The organism is Tenacibaculum mesophilum (genome assembly GCF_003867075.1).
GTDB lineage: Bacteria > Bacteroidota > Bacteroidia > Flavobacteriales > Flavobacteriaceae > Polaribacter > Polaribacter mesophilus.
In genome coordinates this window covers 1211587-1229895 of sequence record NZ_CP032544.1, presented here as the reverse complement: position 1 = coordinate 1229895, position 18309 = coordinate 1211587, and the positions used below count along the sequence as shown (strand labels likewise).

Sequence of the window (18309 nt, the reverse complement as noted above, 5' to 3'; positions counted from 1 at the left end):
AACTATTTATATGCTGTGTATAATACAACAAGGTTTTCGGAGCTAGCATTATTAGTTCTATTTACATTAATAGTAAAACCATTTGTATTAAAAGAGGTCATGGAAGCTGTAATTTTACCGAGATCATTACCATTTTGATCACTATATCTTAAACCTATACAGTTTGAAGAAGATGCAAACCTTGAAATATCATTTATAGAATTACCACTACCTCCAATATAAATAACTTGTTGTGTTATTGTTCCAGAGTCATTTCTAGCAAAACCGTTCATTGTACCAAAAGAATTAGCAATGCTTCTGTTGTTATCACCTATATTATTGTCTAGATCTAAGTTAAAAGATTCAACATTTGCGTGAGCTACAAAAGTTATTTGAGAAGGTTGAAAAGGTAGTGTATTTATAGTAACATTTCCGTTTGTATTAATTATAAAAGCACCAGTATATACAGTTGGTCCTAAATATACACCACCATTGGCTCCAGTAGAAATTTGATTATTACTTTCAGAGGCAATCAATTTTTTCTTTTCAACAACACCGTTTGTATTGGTTGTTAGTATATCATTATTTGTAGTAACAGTAGATATATCTCTAATACGTACTTTACCATTAACATCTAAACGTTCAGAAGGGATAGTGGTATTAATACCAACATTTTGATTAGATTGAAGAATTCTAACTGCTTCAGTATTGTTTGTTCTTAAAGATAAATCTTGAGCATCAGTAGTTCCAATAAAATTATTTGTAGGATTTGTGGCTGAGTTACCAGTAACTTTCCAATTATTATTAATATTGTTTAGAATATTACTAATACTTACCCATCTAGTTCCATCACTCTGTACCTTTAATGTAGTATTATTGTTTATCGTAGATGTATCTGTGTTTGATTCGTTTCTGTAAGTAGAAGAATTAATGTTTCCACCAGATACATTTTTAATTATGTAGATTCTTCCTTTACAGGTATTTGCTGTAGGAAAATTAATTGTAACGTTAGCTGTAACAACTACTGTATGATGGTCTTCATTAAGTGTAGTGTTAGAGTTAATTTGTTCAATAGATTTAGAGACAGATCCCTCAATTTGTAAAGTCGAATTAGCTATTAATTTAGGGTTTGTAACACCTCCGTTTGAAGGTGCATTTATATTGTCTGTTACAGAATATTGATTCTGATTAATATTAATACCAAAACGTGTTTTAGCATTCTCAGTAGCATTAGATCCTTGAACTCTAAAAAACTCTTTATAGAACTCTCCATTTCTATAGTCAAACCTTTTGAAAACAATAGGTTCGTTTCCATCATCGGCAATAACAAACTCCAAACGACCGTCATTAGTAGGACCAGCGGAACCTATTTCAAAAAAATCAGTACCTCCAGAACTACCTTTTAACCTAAAACTTCCATTAGAAGTTGTATAAAACATAGGTTTGTAAAAGCTAGCACCGTCAGCTCTAAATTGTAATGCAGATACACCATCAGAACCATTTAAATATACTAACGATTGGTTTGGGTTGTTATAATCAGTTCTAGTTGGTTCGTTTAAGCCTAATGTTTGTCTTCTACCAAACTCTAGCATAGAAACGTTATTAGAACGGATTTGCATTTTAACATCATCAATCGTTCCTAAAAAATTTGTATTCGTAGTTCCAGTATTACCTGTAATTAGCCAGTTATTCAAAGCAGGATTATCTATCCAATCTACACCGGTGCCTGTAGAGGTTAATATTTGACCAGAAGTTCCAGCAGAATTATTAATATCTAATAAGCTACTGTTAAATTCAGTAGGACTTTGTAAAATAATATTACTTGGGGCTGTTAACTGCATTGTTGAAGAAGCAGATAGTTGCATAGGGCCTCCTGTGGTACTTATTTGGGTACTGTTAATACCATTTATTTGTATAGTGTTACTAAATAGTTGTAGATAGTTTAAGTTTTGTAAAGTTAAACCAAAGCTATTGGTGCCGTTTAAAGTACGGTTTGAAGTTAAATCACCGTTGGCAGTGTAGATATTTTGAGAAGCAATAGTAGAGCTAATTAACTTCCAACCGTCTACAGTGTCATATATTTTTATTTGACTATTGGTTGTATCGAACCAAACATCATTTTCAACAGGGTTGGTTGGTGCGGTTGTAGAAGTAGTAACGTTATTATTATTTACTTTTTGAATAGTTCCTTTATTATCTATAACCCTAACTTCTTGTGCATTGGCACTAAAAGAAGATAGTGCCAATGCAAAAGCTAGTATAAATCTTTTTATATGTTTAATGTTTTCAAGCATTAAGGTAAATTAAGATTTAATTATTTAGACCAATGAACTTCGATAATATCTTCGGTAGTTATTGACCAATCATATGGAGCTGTATTGGTAGGAGCTAATGAAACAGAGGCAGGGTCTGTAGCAGTTGCCCCAGCTATAATACTATAATCTCTATTAGCAATCAGTTTTGCACCATTTCTATATACACTAACATTTTTAAACTCTAATGTTTGAGGAGCGTTTGTAAGTACTAAAGTTAAGGTAGCAGGATTAGCTGTAGCAACAACTGCAGGTGTAGTAGTACTATCAAAAATATCATGACCACTTTGGATTAAATCACTTAACAGTAATTTTTTTACTTGACCAGTAGCTTGATCTCTTACTAAAAGAGTGTAACCAGTAGTAGAAATACCATCAGCTTGTCCTGCATCAGCAGTTGCAGCAGCACCGTTTTCAACAACTGTATTATTTAGGTTAAAATTAATACCATCAATAGTAAAGTTACGATCTGTAGTACCATCATTTAAAGTGATTGTAGTATCACTATTTAAAGTTCCTCCCAACTGAATAGTGGTGGTAGTGGTATTGTTAGTAGTATTAGTTAATGTAGTAATACCATTTTGAGTTTGGATGTATTTAATAGTACCTTTATTGTCTATAACTCTTATAGTTTTATTTACTCCAGTTTGAATGTCTTTATTTGCAGGAGCAATATCTACACCAGTGATTTGCGCACTAACAGTACCAATAGCCAATAAACTTAAGACAGCTAATGTTAATTTAAATTTGTTTGTAATTGTTTTCATGAATTGATAATTAAATTGTTTTTAAGATTTTTAATTAAGGATTGTTATTAATAAAGTTGAACTATTCGTATTTCATCACCTGCATAGCATGTTGCTTCAGGTTCTATGGTAATCGTTGTGGCATTATCAACAGTAAAGTCTATTCTAACTCCGTTTCTGTATACATTAATTTTATCAGTTGTATATAATGTAAGCCCCGTAAAAGTTACCTGACCATCAGTTGCTATAATTTTTATAACTTCTTCATTTAGTAGGTTAGAAGCAGCGGTTCTTTTTAAAACGCCAGTAGTTCTGTCTACTGTAACGATATCATCAGTAGTAGTGCTTCCATTTTCTAAACCACTAATAGCTAATGTATTTGTAGTACTAGTTTCAATAGTGGTAGGTTGAATTAATACACCACCTAATTGAATAGTATTACTAGCATTTATTAAAAGTCCGTTATTTGCAGATGGTGTTGTGTTAGATGTTACCCAAGTTGTACCATCATAAGCATAAATTATACCAGTGGTTGTATCTACATAAACATCTCCAGAACTTGGATTCGGGGCAGTACTATTATTAGGTGTTCCATTTCCTCTTCTAGGGTTGTTATCTATAGAAATCCAATTTGTTCCATCCCAAATACTGGTGGTATTATTTTGAGAGTCGTTAATCCAAAAATCACCTATTTCATTATCAATAGGAGGTGTGGAAGAAGTAGTTACGTCAATACTTTCTCTAGTTCCTGAAGAACATAAACTTCTCCATGAGCTACCATCGTACATGAAAACACAATTCTGGTCAATGTTGAAAACTAAAGCACCTCGCAAAGGTTGAATAGCATTCATTTGAGTGCTGGTCATTCTACTTATAACTAAAACTTTGTCAGAACTCTCTAGTTCTAGGATAGAGCTTAAATGAATTGAAGAGGGATTATCTCCAACTTTTACTTGAGAAAAGGTTGGGATAATAGCACAAACAAGAATCAAAGAAAAAAGTAATCTTCTTTCCATTCAGTTAAATAATTAATTGTTCTTAAGACTCGGGGGGATTCTTAAAAAATACATGGACATGTATTCGCTTACAAATGTAAGAAAGATTTTTTATTTAGAAAGACGTTTAATTTTTTTTGTATATTTTTTTAGTAAAAAAATTTCATAAAGAAAACTTATCGAATTTTTATATGGAGTATTGAAATTCTTATGGTTCGTAATAGCGATATTAAAAAGAGATTTCCAATGTACCCTTATAGCTTTTAAGGCTTTTAGATAGGTATAATTTTGTGAATCGTAAATATGAGTAGGTTCTGCTATAATTCCGTTGATTTCTAGTATTTTAAAATTGACACCCTTTTCTAGCTCCTCAAAAGTATTGTACTTTAAATCAATTCGTCCATAATACCAACCGGGAATTGATTTACTTAGTTTATCAAAAGTGTCAGTTAGTTTATCATTTATCAAATGATTACCATTAATAAACTGAGTTCCCTTAGAATGATTACCTATAGCAGTAAGTTTAATAACCTCATTTTTAACAGGTATTTCTGTAAGTTTATTTTGATGAATTTTAAAAAATAAATCGACGTATAATTTAGCTCTTTTATCAGCTAAAATTAATTCTTTTAAAGTAGAGGTCCCGTCTCCTGTAACGGATAAAAAATGTTTTAGAGTTAATGAAGAAATTTTTCCAGAATTATCCTTTGGGTTTCTATGATAAAATATCCCACACTCATTTTTATAATCTAAAAACTCTTGAATAATAATGTCAATGGAGTATTTTTCAAGATAGTTTTTTAGTGTTTCTTTTGTAGTTATTTTTTCAACTAATAAACCTCTAAAGCCAACATCGGGTTTTGCTATTAAAGGAAAATTAATTTTTTGTTCTTTGATATTTTTACAAACAGTTTTAAAATCAGTTTTTGGTTTAATTAAAACTGTTTTAGGTCTATGTTTTTCAGGAACTAATAAAATTGTTTCGTACTTACTTTCAGTTCCATTTCCAGAGCTTTTTATACATGGATTAGCTGCACTAAAAAAAGCTAAATGTTTGGCTTTGAGGGCTAGATAAAAAGCGTAAGGAAGATTAGGAAGATAAAACATAGCGGATGGCCAATGCTCCCAGTCTGTTATTTTTTTTATGGAACTATTTTTAATCAAAAGTTATTTGCTAAAAAGGTGGTCTAATATAGTTTTAAAAGTTTTAAAGCCATAATATACGGTAAATAGTATTAGCAACACACCAACTGCGAGCAGACCATATGCAATAAAAACTTTTGGAGCATCTTTAAAAGCACGTAAGGCTTTAAAAGCAATACTTAATACTAATGGAGAAATAATTAACAACCCTAAAAAAACTAAGAGCTTTTTTATACCAGCTTCAAAAGTAGTAGGTTTATTCATTTGTATAGTTTTTTATTGCTTCACGAACATTTCTATATTTTTTTAATAGCTCGCTAGCAGTTTCTTGGTCGATATTTAATTCAGAAGCTAACATTTTTTCTCCTCTATCTACTAATTTGTTGTTAGACAATTGCATATCAACCATTTTATTTCCCTTAACTCTTCCTAATTGAATCATACTAGCTGTAGAAAGCATATTCAATACTAATTTTTGTGCTGTTCCAGCTTTCATTCTAGAACTTCCAGTCACAAACTCAGGGCCTACAACAACTTCAATAGGAAATTGAGCAGTTAATGCTAAGGGACTTCCTTGGTTACAAGTTATACAGCCTGTAATAATACCGTTATTGTTACATTCTTCTAAAGCAGAAATAACGTAAGGTGTAGTGCCAGACGCAGCAATACCTACTACAATATCTTTTGATGATATTTGGTGCTCTTGTAAATCTTTCCATCCTTGATTCGTTGAATCTTCAGCGAATTCAACAGCTTTTCTAATAGCATAATCACCACCAGCGATTAATCCAACAACTAACTCGTGAGGAACGCCAAAAGTAGGAGGACATTCACTAGCATCTACAATTCCAAGCCTACCACTGGTACCAGCACCAATGTAAAACAATCGACCACCTTCTTTTAATTTTAATACAATATGTTTCGTTAGTTTTTCTATTTGAGGAAGTGCTTTTTCTACAGCGAAAGGAACTGATTTGTCTTCTTTATTGATGTTAAACAGTAATTCAGATACACTCATTTTTTCCAAATTATTATAGTTGGAATCTTGTTCGGTTGTTTTTGTAAACTTCATGCTTCAAATTTACTAATTAAAAGTTTTAAGAAATTAGATTGTTGTGATTATAATTTTATGGTGTCATAATTATAAGTCAAAACAAAGTAATGGGGTTGAATAATAATTCGGCGGACATTATTGTTTAATAATTTGTTTGGTTTACTTTTTTAATAGAAAAAGCAGGTGATTTATCACCTGCTTTTGAATTTTATATAACTAATTAATTATATGTTTTGTAAAATATTATTAAGAGTTTTACTTGGCTGCATTACTGCATTAGCTAAATCATCATTTGGTTCATAATATCCACCAATGTTTACAGCTTTACCTTGTACAGAATTTAATTCTTCTACAATTGTCGCTTCATTAGTAGCCATTTTTTCTGCTATAGGAGCAAATTGAGATTTTAAATCAGCATCTTTGTCTTGAGAAGCTAAAGCTTGTGCCCAGTACATAGCTAAATAAAAATGAGAACCTCTGTTGTCTAGCTCACCAGTTTTTCTTGAAGGTCCTTTTTTATTATCTAACAATTTGCTTGTCGCATCGTCTAAGGCTTCTGCTAAAACTTTTGCTTTATTATTGTCGTTAGTTTCACCTAAGTGTTCTAAGGAAACTGCTAAAGCTAAAAACTCTCCTAAAGAATCCCAGCGTAAGTGATTTTCTTCTACTAATTGCTCAACATGTTTTGGAGCAGATCCTCCTGCACCAGTTTCAAATAATCCACCACCATTCATTAATGGTACGATAGATAACATTTTAGCTGAAGTTCCTAATTCTAAAATAGGGAATAAGTCAGTTAAATAGTCACGTAAAACGTTTCCTGTAACAGAAATAGTATCTTTTCCTTCTTTAACTCTTTCTAAAGTATATTTGGTAGCCTCTATTGGAGATAAGATTTTAATTTCTAAACCTGTAGTATCGTGATCTTGTAAATATTTTTCTACTTTTTTGATGATTTCTGCATCGTGTGCTCTTTCTTTTCCTAACCAGAAAACAGCAGGAGTTTGTGTAGCTCTTGCACGAGTAACAGCTAACTTTACCCAATCTTGAATAGGGGCATCTTTAGTTTGACACATTCTCCAAATATCACCCGTTTCAACAGTGTGTCCTAATAATACAGTTCCATTAGCATCGATAACTTCAACTTTTCCGTCAGTAGTGATTTCAAAAGTTTTATCATGAGAACCATATTCTTCAGCTTTTTGAGCCATTAAGCCTACATTAGGAACTGTACCCATAGTAGTTGGATCAAAAGCTCCATTTTTAATACAGAAATCGATAGTTTCTTGGTATAAACCAGCATAAGAACTATCAGGAATCACAGCTTTAGTATCTTGTTGTTTTCCTTCTTTATTCCACATTTGTCCAGAAGTACGAATCATTGCTGGCATAGAAGCATCAATAATTACATCAGAAGGAACGTGTAAGTTAGTAATTCCTTTGTCAGAATTAACCATTGCTACATCAGGGTTACTAGCATAAATAGCTTCAATATCTGCTAAAATCTCTGCTTTTTTATCAGCTGGTAATTCTTCTAGGTTACTCAACAAGTTACCAAATCCGTTGTTTACATCAACCCCAATTTTTTTAAATGTATCACCGTGTTTAGCAAATAAATCTTTAAAGAAAACACGAACAGCATGACCAAATATAATAGGGTCTGAAACCTTCATCATGGTTGCTTTCATGTGTAAAGAGAATAAAACTCCTTTATCATTAGCGTCTTTAACCTGTTCTTCTAAGAAAGTTAACAATGCTTTTTTACTCATAACAGAAGCATCAATTACTTCTTCAGCTAGTAATGATACCTTTTCTTTTAAAACAGTTTTGTTTCCATTAGCATCAGTATGTACAATTTGTACATCTGTAGCATTTGGTACTGTAACTGATTTTTCACTGTGTGCAAAATCTCCTTCAGTCATTGTTGAAACATGAGTTTTAGAGTCTGTACTCCAAGCTCCCATTGAATGAGGATTCTTTTTTGCGTAATTTTTTACAGCTTTTGGAGCTCTACGGTCAGAGTTACCTTCACGTAAAACAGGGTTTACTGCAGAACCTTTTACTTTGTTATAACGTGCTAAAATAGCTTTTTCTTCATCGGTAGTAGCTTCTTCAGGGTAATCAGGTAAAGAGTATCCTAAAGCTTGTAGTTCCTTAATTGCGGCTTTTAATTGAGGTACAGAAGCAGAGATGTTAGGAAGTTTAATAATATTAGCTTCTGGCTTTTTTGCTAAATCTCCTAAAAAAGCTAAAGCATCTTCTACTTGTTGTTCTTTAGGTAAAAAATCTGAAAAGTTAGCAAGAATACGACCAGCAAGAGAAATATCTTTGGTTTCTACTTCTATGTTAGATGATTTTGTAAAAGCTTTTACGATTGGTAAAAACGAACGAGTAGCTAATGCTGGAGCTTCATCCGTTTTTGTGTACATAATTTTAGCAGTCTTATTCATATGTATAAGTAATAAATTAAATTATATTTTGAAGTGACGCAAATTTAAGAATTACGGCTGAGTTTTTTGATGGTAAATTATTATTAATTAGTATGTTTTGTTATGAATGTGATAATTTAAAGAGGTGAAAAAGAGAATTTGTTATTAAAAATAAAAGCCATATCAAACAATTTCTTGTAATTGATATGGCTTTCTTGAAATAGTAAGAGGTACTGATTTGTATTACTACATTATCAAATAAACGGTGTTTATGCTTTTTCCTTAGATAAAGCTACGTTACTACCTCAAAAGAAACTTTACCTTATAAATTATGTCACCTATAAAATAAAAGTTTCGATGTTTTTAAACAGGTTAGTCCAGCTAAATTTAAACCAATAATACTTATAAACTTATAACTAGAAAACTATAAATTATTAATAACTTACAATTAATCAAAAATTATGATGATCGTATTTAGCTTTAATTACGTTTAAAAACAAAATATATAAAGAACGTTACTTTAATGGTTTACTTTTAGTGATTAATACAGTTAACTATAATTCTGACGTCACTTACTTTGTAAACTCTTTTCCAAATGTAAGAAATAAATGACTCTTTTTTAGTGTTTTAGGTGTTTTGTTATCAACAAGTTGGATGTAATGTTTTATTAACAAATGTGAATAAAAAAGCTCCCAATTTCTTGAGAGCTTTTAAGTAGTTAAATGATTTCTTTGATGTTTTCAGGTGGACGACCAATCACTGCTTTATTGCCATTAATAACTATTGGGCGTTCTATTAATTTAGGATTGTCAACCATAGCTTTAATGATTTCAGCATCTGATAGTTCTCTTCCTTTATATTCTTCTTTCCAAATTTTTTCATTTTTACGAACTAAATCGATTGGAGAAATATTTAATAGACTAATAACTCCTTTTAACTCTTCAGTAGAGGGAATAGTATCTAAATATTTTACAGTTTCAAACTCTTTACCAGAGTTTTCTATAATCTCTAAACCTTGTCTTGATTTAGAACAACGTGGATTGTGATATATTTTTATCATTATTAAGAGTTTTATAGTATTAATCTTCTTTTTGCCCCATCATCATTAAATAGGCTTTTAAAAACGGATTGATATTTCCGTCCATAACAGCATCTACATTTCCTGTTTCATGGGCTGTACGGACATCTTTTACCAACTTATATGGGTGCATTACGTAGTTACGAATTTGACTTCCCCATTCATTTTTCATTTTGTTTGCTTCAATTTCGTCACGAGCAGCTAAACGTTTTTGTAATTCAATTTCGTACAATTGAGATTTCAGCATTTGCATTGCAGTAGCTCTATTATCGTGCTGCGAACGTGAGTTAGAACACTGAATTTGAATTCCTGTAGGTTTATGCAAGAGCTGAACTTTAGTTTCAACTTTGTTTACATTCTGTCCACCAGCACCACTTGAACGTGCTGTAGTAATTTCAATATCGGCTGGGTTTACTTCAATTTCGATAGAATCATCGGCTACAGGATACACATATACAGAAGCAAAGGAAGTATGACGTTTCGCATTACTATCAAAAGGAGAAATACGTACCAAGCGATGGACACCATTTTCACCTTTTAACCACCCAAAGGCATAATCGCCTTCAAATTCTAAAGTAACCGTTTTTATACCAGCAACATCACCTTCTTGGTAGTTTAAGGTCTTTATTTTAAAACCTTGTTTTTCTGCCCACATAGTGTACATTCGAGTTAACATTTCTGCCCAGTCACAACTTTCAGTTCCACCTGCACCTGCTGTAATTTGTATCGTTGCACTTAAACTATCACCTTCTTCAGAAAGCATGTTTTTAAACTCAATATCTTCTAAAAAAGTAGCAGCTTTATCAAATTGTTCTTCGACTTCGTTTTCATCAACATCCCCTTCTTTATAAAAATCGTACAAAACTGTTAAATCATCATTCATAGCTACAACAGTATTGTAATCTTCTACCCATTTCTTTTTAAACCGAAGTGATTTCATTACAGCTTCTGCTTCCTTCGTATTGTTCCAAAAATCAGGATTTGCTGTTTTTTCTTCTTCATTTGAAATTTCAATTAACTTCTTGTCAATTTCTAAATATCCTTTTAACTTGCCAATTCGTTCAGCGATATTTTTAAGCTGTTCGTGTGTAATCATAGATGCAAAAATACATTTTAAAAATCGTAGTTAGAAATGGAAATAAACTTAATAAGTGACACAGTAACAAAGCCAACTCAAGGAATGTTGGAAGCAATGATGAGTGCTAAGGTAGGAGATGATGTTTTTAAAGCAGATCCGACAGTGAATTTGTTACAAGAAAAAGTAGCGGATTTGTTTGGAATGGAAGCTGCGTTATTTTTTCCTTCGGGAACTATGGCAAATCAAACAGCGATAAAGATTCACACACAGCCAGGGGATAGAATGTTTTGCGACAAATGGGCACATGTATATAATTATGAAGGTGGAGGAGCTGCGTTTAATGCAGGGGTTACTTCTTGTTTAATTGATGGGGGTAGAGGAATGTTTACAGCGAATCAGTTAGCAAGTGTGGTAGGAGGAAGAAATGATATTCATACACCTTATAGTAGATTAGTTTGTGTTGAAAATACAACAAACAAAGGAGGTGGTGCCTGCTGGGACTTTGAAGAATTACAAAAGATTCAAAAAGTAGCTAAAGCCAATGATTTGGCGTATCATTTGGATGGAGCACGTTTATTTAATGCTTTGGTGGCAAAAAAAGAAACCCCAAAACAATATGGAGAGTTATTTGATACGATTTCAATTTGTTTATCAAAAGGATTGGGAGCTCCTGTTGGATCTGTTTTGTTGGGAACTAAAGAACATATAGAAAAAGCGTTACGTGTACGAAAGTTGTTTGGTGGTGGAATGAGACAAGCTGGTTTTTTAGCAGCTGCTGGGATCTATGCTCTGGATAATCAAGTAGAGCGTTTAGCAGAAGATCATCAAAAAGCAAAAGAAATAGGTAAGGTATTAGAAAGTTCTTCGTATGTGAAAAAGGTAGAACTTATTGAAACGAATATTGTTATTTTTTATGTAGAAGATTCTATAAATCCAGATGATTTTATGAAAAAGATGGCAGACAGAGGTATATTACTAATTTCTATGGGGGAAGGAAAAATACGAATAGTAACTCATTTAGATTATACAAATGAGATGCATGAAAAATTATTACAAGAATTAAGAGAGTTTTTTTAAAAGAAAACTCTTACGATAGGAGAGAAAGCAGAAGCGTATACACTTTTGCTTTCTTCATACAAAACATCGTATTGTACGCCTAAAGAAACAACACCTATTCTGTAAGAAGCTCCAATATTTAAAGCAGGGTAATTATATTTTTTAGAAGTACCATTAATGTTTGTATTGACATACATTTGCTGTAAATCGGCAGAAAATTCAATTTCTCTAATAGGTCTATATAAAGTAATTATTTTAGGAGTGATTATATTAGAACTTAAACCTTCGTTTTTATTGTACACATAACCAATTCCTAAGCCTATAGAAAAAGATTCATTAAAATCATAAACAGCAGCTGGAGATATAGCAAGAGTTGTGTTATTTGAACCAAAGCCAAAGCTAGCATCCCCTCCAAAACGAAGATTTTTCCAAAAACTATGTTCTTGAGTAAAAGCAAAAACAGAATAAAAAAGGAAAACAGCTATAATAAATACTTTTTTCATAAGTAATGAATTAATATGGCTAATATAGTGAATGCTAATTATATAACGTTAATAAAAGTTTATGAAAAAACAGTTCTTTTTAATTTAAGTCTTCAAGTTTAGCAAGCTCTTTATAGTTTTTATTTAACTTTCTTAGTAAAATTCCATACAAGAGCTGATAAAAACACCATAAAACTATAAGCATAACTATCAACATTATTACTGTAACAATAATTGAAATTAAAACTTGCTTAGAGTTAAATTCTGGGTGAGCTTTTAGTGATGCAATTGCAACTATAATTCCAAAAGTAAATACATATAACAAGTTAAATATAACGTAGTACTTTACAGTTTTTCTTGTTTTAATAATTTTTGTCATTAAAGTTTTAGTAGAGTCTACAACAGAAATGCTTTTATAATTAAGGTAAAATTTAATCAAGAAATAGAGTAGTACAGGGTATATGATAAATTGAGAATAAATCATAAAGTTATATAAACCAAGTTTTTTATATTCCTCATAAGCTTCTTCCATGTCAAAAATAAAATAGAAAGAATTCAAGAAAATAAACTCTAAAATTCCAATAATAAAAATCCACTTTACTATTGATGATGACTTGGAATGCGCCATTCTATAAATGTCGATTTTAGAAACTTTATTTGTTTCTTCAGACTGGTTTCCCCAAGCTTTTTTATATTTATCTAAATCCATTTAAATTATGGGTTTAATATCTTTTTTAATTTATCTTTTGCTCTGTTCATTTTAACTCGAGCATTTACTTGACTAATACCTAAGGTTTCAGAAATTTCTTTATAGGGCTTGTCTTCTAGGTATAAAAAAATTAGCGCTTTATCAATATCATTTAGTTTACGAATAGCACCATATAAGGCTTTTAATTGTATTTCTTCAGTGTCGTCATATTCTTCTGCTTTAATTTTAAAAGAATAGTCTGTAAAGTCTTGTGTTTTTATACTTCTTGTTGATTTTCTATATAAAGAAATAGCAGTATTTAATGCTACTCGATACATCCAAGTACTAAATTTTGCATCTCCTCTAAACTTACCATAGTTTTTCCATAACTGAATGGTGATTTCTTGAAACAAATCGTTATGTGCATTTTGATTGGTTGTATAAATCCTACATACCTTATGCACAATGTTTTGATTGGCTTCGAAATCAGTTAAAAATCTATTTTCTAATTCTTTTTTCACTAAGTTTAGTAGAGTTGTTATGTTATAAGTAGCTCAAAAATACAAATTGTTACAACTCATCTTAAAAATAATACAATTCAGTGTGTTTTTATTTTAGAGATAAAGCATCTTATGAATATTTGTGTCATAATTAACCGTAAAAAATAAATAAAATGAAACTTGTAATCCATATTGTTATTACAGTCGTCTTGTTTACAATTGAAACAATTTCAGCTCAAGACAAAACAATTGCAACGACAGTTGTAAATGTCACTTCAGATAAAGGAAAAATAAAATTTGCCTTATATACTAAAGAGAACTTTAGAAAAGAACCACTACAGGCAAAAGAATCAGTAATAATAAAGGGAAAAAGTACTGTAATTTTTGAAAAAGTATCAGAAGGAGAATATGCTATTATTTGTTTTCATGACGCAAACAATAATAATAAGATGGATTTTGAACCTAATGGAATGCCAATAGAAGACTATGGAGTATCAAACAATAAATTATCACGTTTTGGACCGCCTGTGTTTGACGAAGCAAAGTTTTTGGTTAAAGATAAAAATGTATCTTTCGATATTAAATTTTAGAATGAAGAGGGTAAACCTTTAAATATAATAAGCATAAAGAATGAAAACACCAGTAAAAAAAACATTTAATAGTTTGAAGAATGATATTTGGATTTGCTTAAAGCTTACAATTATTTTTGGTGTTGTTTTTACTATAATAAATCAGGCTTTTACATTAAAAGAAGCTGGATTAGTGTTTTTGTTTTCAGGAATGTATTCTTTTGTTCTGGGGTTAGGTAATGGAATTATTAATGGTTATTTAAGTAAAAAATGGGATTGGGTTTTGCAAACCAATCAAAGAGTTTGGGCAGGAATCATAGCAACAATAAGCTATACAACTGTAGCTGTATTATTAATCCATTACGTACAGTACTTTGTGATTTTTAATAATAATATAGATAACTTCTTTAATGGACGATTTTTATGGATGCATTTATTTGCAATTATACTATCGTTAGCTATCGCTGTGTTTTTTCATGCGAAAGATTTTATGGTAAACTGGAAAGCGTCTGTAAAACAAGAAACAACACAGCATGAAATAGTCGCTAAAACTGAAACAGCAAAGTTTGAAACGTTAAAGAACCAGATAGATCCACATTTTCTATTTAATAGTTTAAATGTACTAACCTCTTTAATTAGCGAAAATCCAAAACAAGCAGAGAAGTTTACAACAAAGTTATCTAAAGTGTATAGATATGTACTAGAACAACGTAATAAAGAATTGGTGCCTATACAAGAAGAATTACAATTTGCTAAGACGTATATGGAGTTATTACAAATGCGTTTTGAAGAAGCTATTCAATTTAATATTCCAGAAGAAGTAAGTAATTCAGATTTAAAAATAGTTCCTCTATCTCTTCAATTATTATTAGAAAATGCAGTAAAACACAATGTAGTTTCTTCAAATAAACCCTTAGAAATAAACATTTTTGAAGAAGAAGGTTTTTTAAAGATTCAAAACAACGTTAATCCGAAAGAGGCTATAGGAAAAAGTACAAAAGTAGGATTAAGAAATATAGCAGATCGTTACGGTTTAATAACCGATAGAAATATTCAAATAATTAATAATAATAAAATATTCACAGTGTGTTTACCGCTGTTAATTAATATAAAAGATAGTATCATGGATACAAAAAGTTTAGAAAACAGTAATTATGTAAAAGCAGTAGAAAAGGTAGAAAAACTAAAAGAGTTTTATCAAAACTTAGTTTCGTATTGTATAGTTATTCCTTTTTTAATTTTTATAAACCTCAAAACATATTCAAAGTTTCAATGGTTTTGGTTTCCTATGATAGGTTGGGGGATAGGATTAATTTTTCATTATTTAGAAGTAAATAATTATAATTTATTCTTAGGTAAAAATTGGGAAGAACGCAAGATTAAGGAGTTAATGAATGATGATAAAAAATTATAAATGAGATGGAAAAAGAATACACAACAGCTTACAAATATGCAAAAGCAAAAAAGAGAGTAGAGAAAATCAAAGGGTTTTACATTCATCTTATAGTCACTGTATTAATCATTCCAGTTTTAATTTTTATAAACTTAAAGTTTGTGCCAAGTTATCATTGGTTTTATTATCCAATAATAGGAATGTTAATTGGAGTTTTTTTTCATTGGTTGGGCATTTTTGGAATAGAAAAAATAGGCTTAGGAAAAGATTGGGAAGAACGTAAGATTAAAGAATTTTTAGAAAACAATAACAATGGAAGGTAATTATAGAGAAGAAAAAAAGTATTTAGAGGCTAAAAAGAAAGTAAAACAAGTAAAAGGGTTTTATGCTCATGCTTTAGTAAATATCATTTCAGTGATTATTATTGTTTTAGTGAATTTAAAATTCTCACCTTATTATCATTGGTTTTGGTTTCCTGTTATAGGAATAGTACTAGTGACTTTTATTCATTGGATGCTAGTTTTTGGTGTTAACATTTTAGGGCTTGGAAAAGATTGGGAGGAGAAGAAGATAAAGGAATACTTAAATAAAAAGGATTAGTATGGAAAATGATTATAAAGAAGAACATAAATATTTACTAGCCAAAAAAAGAGTAGAAAAAATAAAAGGATTTTATTGGCATTTAGCAGCATATATAATTGTGAATATATTTATTTCAGTTGTAATTATTATGGGGTTGATGAATGAAGACAAGTTAACTTTTATCAAAGCAATAAGCAATTTTGGTGTATATGCTACTTGGGTTTTTTGGGGGATTGGAGTTTTTTTTCATTGGTTAGGAGTATTTGGAACCAATATTTTTTTTAATAAAGATTGGGAACAACGCAAAATACAAGAGTATCTAGATGAACTAAAAAAGAGAGAAAATGGAAACTATAAATAGAGAACAACAATATATAAGAGCTCAAAAAAGAGTAGATGAAATTAAAAAGTTCTACAAACATTTAGTGTTTTACATACTAATAAACTTAATTTTTATAGGAAGAAGAATATATAAAGATATTGTTTATGGAGACGAATCAGTAATGGAAGCTTTTTTAGATGTAAACAACTATAATTTGTTCTTTTGGTGGGGAGTTATAGTATTTTTACACGGATTTAATGTTTTTTCTAAAGGAAAACTTTTTTCTAAAAAATGGGAAGAGCGAAAGATTAAAGAATACATGAACAAGTAATTGCTAAAAATAGACCAAACCAAACTATGAATGTTATAATTATTGAAGACGAAAAGCCAGCTGCAAGACGGTTAAGTAGAATGTTAGCTGAATTAGATATAGAAGTTCAACAAATGTTGCACTCAGTAGAAGAGTCGATTAACTGGTTTCAAAACAATTCTCATCCTGATTTAATTTTTTTAGATATTCAACTTTCAGATGGATTATCATTCGAAATTTTTGAAGAAGTAACTGTGAAATCAGCTATCATTTTTACAACGGCTTATGATGAATATGCATTAAAAGCATTCAAGTTAAATTCTATAGACTATTTGTTAAAACCCATAGATGAAGATGAGTTAACAATAGCAGTAAATAAATTTAAAGAGCATCAACCTATACAAAGTAATATACAGGTTAATATAGATGACATTCGTAAGCTGTTGATTAACCCAGTTGATAGAAAATATAAAAAGCGATTTACTATAAAAGTGGGACAGCACTTAAAAATTATCAATACAGAAGATATTGAATGTTTTTACTCAGAAAATAAAGCAACTTACATACATACAAATGCTAATAGAAATTATTTAATAGATAACTCTTTAGAATATTGGCAAGAAGAGTTAGACCCCGAGCAATTTTTTAGGGTAAATAGAACATTTATAGTACACATAAATGCCATAAAAGATATTGTTTCTTATACCAACTCACGCTTACAACTAAAATTAGAATCTTATGAAGACTCAGAAATAATTGTAAGTAGAGAGCGTGTAAAAGATTTTAAAAACTGGATTGACTAGCTTAAAGGTTTATAATAAAAGTGGTTTTCAAAGTTTTTAGTTACAAAATACTGGGAAGGTTTAAGATTTGTAAAACTTTGAAATTCTTTAATAAAATGACTTTGGTCGTAATAACCATTATCTAAAGCAGTAGACAAATAATGTTTGTTACTCGATAGCAATACTTGTTTTACAGTTTTTTGAAGCCTAGTGATTCGTTGAAATTTTTTAGGAGAAACGCCAAACTTTTGTTTGAACAGACGTTCAAATTGACGGTAACTTAGATTACTTTGAGAAGCCAATTCATGGAGAGGTATTGAATTGAAGTTTTTGTATAGCGTTTTAATTATCAAATCCCAATTAACTATAGTAGAAAAATGATGTTTTTTTAATTGATTATATAGAAAGAAATCAATTAGTTTAATTTTTTCGTCTACACTAGGTAATGAATAAAGAATTTCTAAAAACTCTCTACCTTCATTTTGCCATATTTCTTCTACAGATAAATATTGATTAACAATTTGTGTATGCGGAATAGAAGCAAAATGTCTAAAACCACCACTATGAAAACGTACAGAAATATAATGTACATGGTTAGTTGAATCAAAAATTAATTTTTCTCTCGGACAAATAACATGAGCAATATCTAATTTTTCATTATTGATGGATAAGGGAGTGTCTATATGAAAAAGTACTTCTAAACCAGTGCCTGGTAAAATTAAAGGAAGACTTTTAGTTTGAGAACAAACAAAATACCTATCAATATAAGGAGATAGGTATTTTGATGGCTTATAGTGTTTTATACTCATTT

General features: G+C 30.4%; 21 protein-coding genes. 8 read left to right on the top strand and 13 right to left on the bottom strand.

From position 1 onward, the window contains the following. Positions 1 to 2: 2 nt before the first annotated feature. From D6200_RS05580 to prfB, 9 genes are all read right to left on the bottom strand, one after another. Complete coding sequence (locus tag D6200_RS05580; RefSeq protein ID WP_073183257.1) at positions 3 to 2273, bottom strand: hypothetical protein; 2271 nt, start codon at positions 2271 to 2273, stop codon at positions 3 to 5. Between the two features lie 20 nt (positions 2274 to 2293). Continuing rightward, positions 2294 to 3058 (bottom strand): hypothetical protein, encoded by a 765-nt coding sequence (locus D6200_RS05575; RefSeq protein ID WP_073183255.1) that lies wholly within the window; start codon positions 3056 to 3058, stop codon positions 2294 to 2296. 47 nt (positions 3059 to 3105) lie between these two features. Then, the gene (locus D6200_RS05570) at positions 3106 to 4053 is read right to left on the bottom strand and encodes a hypothetical protein (protein WP_073183252.1); all 948 of its coding nucleotides are present in this window, start codon (positions 4051 to 4053) and stop codon (positions 3106 to 3108) included. A gap of 90 nt (positions 4054 to 4143) precedes the next feature. Next, positions 4144 to 5196, bottom strand: coding sequence for an ATP-grasp domain-containing protein (locus D6200_RS05565; protein ID WP_083574814.1), 1053 nt, complete (start codon positions 5194 to 5196; stop codon positions 4144 to 4146). Positions 5197 to 5199: 3 nt separating this feature from the next. Next, on the bottom strand, positions 5200 to 5439 hold the full coding sequence (locus D6200_RS05560; RefSeq protein WP_047789626.1) for a DUF6095 family protein: 240 nt from the start codon (positions 5437 to 5439) through the stop codon (positions 5200 to 5202). Continuing rightward, positions 5432 to 6247: an N-acetylmuramic acid 6-phosphate etherase gene (gene murQ, locus D6200_RS05555; RefSeq protein ID WP_047789627.1), complete on the bottom strand. Its 816-nt coding sequence runs from the start codon at positions 6245 to 6247 to the stop codon at positions 5432 to 5434. Before murQ ends, D6200_RS05560 begins: the two co-directional genes overlap by 8 nt. Before the next feature lie 206 nt (positions 6248 to 6453). Next, positions 6454 to 8679 (bottom strand): NADP-dependent isocitrate dehydrogenase, encoded by a 2226-nt coding sequence (locus D6200_RS05550; protein ID WP_073183250.1) that lies wholly within the window; start codon positions 8677 to 8679, stop codon positions 6454 to 6456. A gap of 697 nt (positions 8680 to 9376) precedes the next feature. After that, positions 9377 to 9718, bottom strand: coding sequence for an arsenate reductase (glutaredoxin) (gene arsC, locus D6200_RS05545; protein ID WP_047789629.1), 342 nt, complete (start codon positions 9716 to 9718; stop codon positions 9377 to 9379). A 19-nt stretch (positions 9719 to 9737) separates the two neighbouring features. Then, positions 9738 to 10832, bottom strand: coding sequence for a peptide chain release factor 2 (prfB, locus tag D6200_RS05540; RefSeq protein WP_073183247.1), 1095 nt, complete (start codon positions 10830 to 10832; stop codon positions 9738 to 9740). Positions 10833 to 10868: 36 nt separating this feature from the next. Between prfB and D6200_RS05535 the strand changes: the two genes are divergently transcribed. Continuing rightward, positions 10869 to 11891 (top strand): threonine aldolase family protein, encoded by a 1023-nt coding sequence (locus D6200_RS05535; protein ID WP_073183244.1) that lies wholly within the window; start codon positions 10869 to 10871, stop codon positions 11889 to 11891. Here D6200_RS05535 and D6200_RS05530 read toward each other — a convergent pair. The 3 genes from D6200_RS05530 to D6200_RS05520 all read right to left on the bottom strand — a co-directional run bounded on the left by D6200_RS05530 (position 11888) and on the right by D6200_RS05520 (position 13561). Then, positions 11888 to 12373 (bottom strand): hypothetical protein, encoded by a 486-nt coding sequence (locus D6200_RS05530; protein ID WP_073183242.1) that lies wholly within the window; start codon positions 12371 to 12373, stop codon positions 11888 to 11890. The genes D6200_RS05535 and D6200_RS05530 overlap by 4 nt on opposite strands. A 79-nt stretch (positions 12374 to 12452) precedes the next feature. Beyond that, the gene (locus D6200_RS05525; RefSeq protein ID WP_047789633.1) at positions 12453 to 13061 is read right to left on the bottom strand and encodes a hypothetical protein; all 609 of its coding nucleotides are present in this window, start codon (positions 13059 to 13061) and stop codon (positions 12453 to 12455) included. A gap of 5 nt (positions 13062 to 13066) precedes the next feature. Continuing rightward, the gene (locus tag D6200_RS05520; RefSeq protein ID WP_073183239.1) at positions 13067 to 13561 is read right to left on the bottom strand and encodes an RNA polymerase sigma factor; all 495 of its coding nucleotides are present in this window, start codon (positions 13559 to 13561) and stop codon (positions 13067 to 13069) included. Positions 13562 to 13713: 152 nt separating this feature from the next. Here D6200_RS05520 and D6200_RS05515 point away from each other — a divergent pair, with 152 nt between their 5' ends. From D6200_RS05515 to D6200_RS05485, 7 genes are read left to right on the top strand one after another with little or no spacing between them, the layout of a single operon-like run. Beyond that, positions 13714 to 14130 (top strand): DUF2141 domain-containing protein, encoded by a 417-nt coding sequence (locus D6200_RS05515; protein WP_073183237.1) that lies wholly within the window; start codon positions 13714 to 13716, stop codon positions 14128 to 14130. A 40-nt stretch (positions 14131 to 14170) separates the two neighbouring features. Next, positions 14171 to 15523: a 2TM domain-containing protein gene (locus tag D6200_RS05510; RefSeq protein ID WP_073183234.1), complete on the top strand. Its 1353-nt coding sequence runs from the start codon at positions 14171 to 14173 to the stop codon at positions 15521 to 15523. A 5-nt stretch (positions 15524 to 15528) separates the two neighbouring features. Continuing rightward, a complete protein-coding gene (locus D6200_RS05505; protein ID WP_047789637.1) occupies positions 15529 to 15825 on the top strand; it encodes a 2TM domain-containing protein in 297 nt (98 codons plus the stop codon). Further along, on the top strand, positions 15815 to 16102 hold the full coding sequence (locus D6200_RS05500; RefSeq protein ID WP_047789638.1) for a 2TM domain-containing protein: 288 nt from the start codon (positions 15815 to 15817) through the stop codon (positions 16100 to 16102). Before D6200_RS05505 ends, D6200_RS05500 begins: the two co-directional genes overlap by 11 nt. 1 nt (position 16103) lies before the next feature. Continuing rightward, on the top strand, positions 16104 to 16445 hold the full coding sequence (locus D6200_RS05495) for a 2TM domain-containing protein (protein WP_047789639.1): 342 nt from the start codon (positions 16104 to 16106) through the stop codon (positions 16443 to 16445). After that, complete coding sequence (locus D6200_RS05490) at positions 16429 to 16737, top strand: 2TM domain-containing protein (RefSeq protein ID WP_047789640.1); 309 nt, start codon at positions 16429 to 16431, stop codon at positions 16735 to 16737. Before D6200_RS05495 ends, D6200_RS05490 begins: the two co-directional genes overlap by 17 nt. 26 nt (positions 16738 to 16763) lie before the next feature. After that, positions 16764 to 17519: a LytR/AlgR family response regulator transcription factor gene (locus D6200_RS05485; protein WP_073183232.1), complete on the top strand. Its 756-nt coding sequence runs from the start codon at positions 16764 to 16766 to the stop codon at positions 17517 to 17519. Here the strand turns inward: D6200_RS05485 and D6200_RS05480 are convergent. After that, positions 17516 to 18307: a helix-turn-helix domain-containing protein gene (locus tag D6200_RS05480; RefSeq protein WP_047789642.1), complete on the bottom strand. Its 792-nt coding sequence runs from the start codon at positions 18305 to 18307 to the stop codon at positions 17516 to 17518. The two genes, D6200_RS05485 and D6200_RS05480, sit on opposite strands and share 4 nt — an antisense overlap. Positions 18308 to 18309: the final 2 nt, after the last annotated feature.

What these genes read in the sequence shown, in the direction of transcription:
- D6200_RS05510 (WP_073183234.1), top strand. Translation starts at nt 14,171, where the DNA reads ATGAAAACACCAGTAAAAAAAACATTTAATAGTTTGAAGAATGATATT.
- D6200_RS05500 (WP_047789638.1), top strand. Translation starts at nt 15,815, where the DNA reads ATGGAAGGTAATTATAGAGAAGAAAAAAAGTATTTAGAGGCTAAAAAG.
- D6200_RS05505 (WP_047789637.1), top strand. Translation starts at nt 15,529, where the DNA reads ATGGAAAAAGAATACACAACAGCTTACAAATATGCAAAAGCAAAAAAG.
- D6200_RS05580 (WP_073183257.1), bottom strand. Translation starts at nt 2,273, where the DNA reads ATGCTTGAAAACATTAAACATATAAAAAGATTTATACTAGCTTTTGCA.
- D6200_RS05535 (WP_073183244.1), top strand. Translation starts at nt 10,869, where the DNA reads ATGGAAATAAACTTAATAAGTGACACAGTAACAAAGCCAACTCAAGGA.
- D6200_RS05485 (WP_073183232.1), top strand. Translation starts at nt 16,764, where the DNA reads ATGAATGTTATAATTATTGAAGACGAAAAGCCAGCTGCAAGACGGTTA.
- D6200_RS05575 (WP_073183255.1), bottom strand. Translation starts at nt 3,058, where the DNA reads ATGAAAACAATTACAAACAAATTTAAATTAACATTAGCTGTCTTAAGT.
- arsC (WP_047789629.1), bottom strand. Translation starts at nt 9,718, where the DNA reads ATGATAAAAATATATCACAATCCACGTTGTTCTAAATCAAGACAAGGT.
- D6200_RS05495 (WP_047789639.1), top strand. Translation starts at nt 16,104, where the DNA reads ATGGAAAATGATTATAAAGAAGAACATAAATATTTACTAGCCAAAAAA.
- D6200_RS05530 (WP_073183242.1), bottom strand. Translation starts at nt 12,373, where the DNA reads ATGAAAAAAGTATTTATTATAGCTGTTTTCCTTTTTTATTCTGTTTTT.
- D6200_RS05550 (WP_073183250.1), bottom strand. Translation starts at nt 8,679, where the DNA reads ATGAATAAGACTGCTAAAATTATGTACACAAAAACGGATGAAGCTCCA.
- D6200_RS05570 (WP_073183252.1), bottom strand. Translation starts at nt 4,053, where the DNA reads ATGGAAAGAAGATTACTTTTTTCTTTGATTCTTGTTTGTGCTATTATC.
- D6200_RS05525 (WP_047789633.1), bottom strand. Translation starts at nt 13,061, where the DNA reads ATGGATTTAGATAAATATAAAAAAGCTTGGGGAAACCAGTCTGAAGAA.
- D6200_RS05515 (WP_073183237.1), top strand. Translation starts at nt 13,714, where the DNA reads ATGAAACTTGTAATCCATATTGTTATTACAGTCGTCTTGTTTACAATT.
- D6200_RS05480 (WP_047789642.1), bottom strand. Translation starts at nt 18,307, where the DNA reads ATGAGTATAAAACACTATAAGCCATCAAAATACCTATCTCCTTATATT.
- D6200_RS05490 (WP_047789640.1), top strand. Translation starts at nt 16,429, where the DNA reads ATGGAAACTATAAATAGAGAACAACAATATATAAGAGCTCAAAAAAGA.
- D6200_RS05560 (WP_047789626.1), bottom strand. Translation starts at nt 5,439, where the DNA reads ATGAATAAACCTACTACTTTTGAAGCTGGTATAAAAAAGCTCTTAGTT.
- prfB (WP_073183247.1), bottom strand. Translation starts at nt 10,832, where the DNA reads ATGATTACACACGAACAGCTTAAAAATATCGCTGAACGAATTGGCAAG.
- murQ (WP_047789627.1), bottom strand. Translation starts at nt 6,247, where the DNA reads ATGAAGTTTACAAAAACAACCGAACAAGATTCCAACTATAATAATTTG.